This is a genomic window from Streptomyces sp. SID12501, assembly GCF_010550245.1.
Classification (GTDB): Bacteria; Actinomycetota; Actinomycetes; order Streptomycetales; family Streptomycetaceae; genus Streptomyces.
Genome location: NZ_JAAGLU010000715.1, coordinates 1 through 431, shown reverse-complemented (window position 1 = coordinate 431; position 431 = coordinate 1). Strand labels below are relative to the sequence as shown.

Below are 431 nucleotides of genomic sequence, written 5' to 3'. Positions count from 1 at the left end.
ATGGAACGGGCGTTGGAGGCCGTCGAGGCGGGCCGGTTCTTCGGCGGCGCCCGCGGTGAACTGGGCATCGAGGCGGACGTGTCGGCCGGTCACAGCCTGGGCGAGTGGGCGGCGATGGTGGCGGCCGGCATGTACCCGCGGGAGGCCGTCGACACCTTCCTCGCCGCGCTGCCGCCGGGCTCGCTGAAGGTACCGGACCTCGTGTACGCGGCACTGGGCTGTGGGGCGCCGCGGGCCGAGGCGGCGCTGCACGGCGAGGACGGGGTGGTGGTCAGCCACGACAACTGCCCGCACCAGTCGGTGGTGTGCGGGGATCCCGCCGGGGTCGCCCGGGTCGTGGCCCGGCTGGGGGCCGAGGGGGTGCTGTGTCGGGAGCTCCCGTTCCGTTCGGGGTTCCACACGCCGATGTGGGAGCCGTACCTGGGTCAGGT

1 protein-coding gene is annotated in these 431 nt (G+C 74.5%); it reads left to right on the top strand.

Going from position 1 to position 431, the window contains the following annotated elements:
* Positions 1–431: acyltransferase domain-containing protein (locus G3I71_RS48070; protein WP_203733189.1), on the top strand; the 431-nt coding region annotated here is incomplete at both ends.